The organism is Planomonospora algeriensis, assembly GCF_977012225.1.
The window spans coordinates 1-1526 of sequence record NZ_CDRNDK010000826.1 but is presented as its reverse complement, the minus strand read 5'-3'; the positions used below and the strand labels follow the sequence as shown (position 1 = coordinate 1526).

The window sequence follows — 1526 nt, the reverse complement described above, 5'->3', positions numbered from 1 at the left end:
GGGGCGGCCGGGGACACAGCCGGGAACACGGCCGGGACCGCGGGCGGCCGGGGCCTGCTGGTGGTCGGCGACGTGGTCACCGACGTCGTCGCGCTGCACGGCGAGTCCGGGTTCTCCGGGCTGGCCGCCGGGACGGACACCGCCGCCGACATCGAACTGCGCCCGGGCGGCTCGGGGGCCAACACCGCCGCCTGGGCGCCCGCCTGGGCGCGGACGCACGCTTCCTGGCCCGGGTCGGCGCCGACACCGGCGGCTGGCACGAGGCCGAGCTGAGACGGGCCGGGGTCCGGCCGCACCTGCGCACGGACCCGGAGCGGCCGACCGCCGTGGTGATCGCCGTGGTCGACACGACCGGGGAGCGGTCCATGCTCACCAACCGGGGCGCGGGCGGCCGGCTCGGCGTCGCCGACTGGGACCCGGCCCTGCTCGACGGGGTCGCCCACCTGCACCTGTCCGGCTACCTGCTCTTCGCCGAGCCCGGCCTGCTGCTGGCCCGCCTGCTCCTGGCCGAGGCCGGCCGGCGCGGCCTGTCCGGCAGCGTGGACCCCGCCTCGACGGGTTTCCTGCGGGCCTTCGGAGCCGAGCGGTTCGTCCGCGAGACCGGACCGGCCGGGCTGGTGATCCCCAACCGAGACGAGGCGCTGCTGCTGACCGGCGAGACCTCGGCCGAGCGGGCGGCCGAGCGGCTCAGCCTCCGGTACGGCGCGGCGGCGGTGAAACTCGGTTCGCAGGGGGCCCTGATGGCCCGGCGGGGACGTCTCGTCGCCCGTGTCCCCGGTGTCGCCGTCCGGGCCGTGGACTCCACCGGAGCAGGGGACGCGTTCGCCGCCGGACTGCTGACGGCCCTGCTGGCGGGGGCCGATGACGAGGCCGCGTTGGAAGCCGGGAGCCGGGCCGGGGCCGAAGCTGTTACGGTCATCGGTGGTCGTCCGCGTATCCTACGGTCTGATCTGGGTTCCAACCAGCTTTACCCTCTTAAGGCCAATTGATAGCTTGCGGCGTAGGCTGCACCATTAGCCACATGCGTCACTTTGGGGAGGTTGCGGTCAACCGATGGATGCCGAGTCATCGATCTGCCTGAGTGATCTGGTCCCGGCCCTGCGCTGGAGCCGTCAGCAGCAGGTCGCCGAAGCCCTGGCCGACCCCCGCCTGCCGGCGGGCTGGTGGTCCTCCGTCACCCTCCCCAAAGCCCTCGGCACCGCCGGGCTCGACTGGGTCTGCGACCGGCTGGCCCGGCTCTCGGTCGCCCGGTGGGAGCACCTGCCGCTGAGCGACGTGCTGCCCGCCCTGCACGTGCACACCGTCGACCCCACCCTCCCCGGCTGGCCGGAGCCCGCGCGCTCGGCCATCGCCGGCCTGGGCGGCTGGTCCCGGCTGCGCCGCCTGACCGCCGGCGACCTCACCGGATCCACCGTGCCCGCCTCCCCCGAGGTCGTGGTCACCGCGATGTTCCGCGAGGTGCTCGGCCGGATCCCGACCCTCACCGAGCAGGCCGCGCCGCCGCGCCGGAAACGAACGAATCAGGA

The 1526-nt window shown here is 75.0% G+C and carries 1 protein-coding gene and 2 pseudogenes; all 3 read left to right on the top strand.

The features are described from left to right. Positions 1-273, top strand: a pseudogene (locus ACWJ6R_RS36135) (hypothetical protein); the annotation flags it as partial. Further along, complete coding sequence (locus ACWJ6R_RS36130) at positions 192-989, top strand: carbohydrate kinase family protein (protein ID WP_449066514.1); 798 nt, start codon at positions 192-194, stop codon at positions 987-989. The pseudogene ACWJ6R_RS36135 and the gene ACWJ6R_RS36130, both read left to right, overlap by 82 nt. Before the next feature lie 64 nt (positions 990-1053). Continuing rightward, a pseudogene (locus tag ACWJ6R_RS36125) lies at positions 1054-1526 on the top strand (hypothetical protein); the annotation flags it as partial.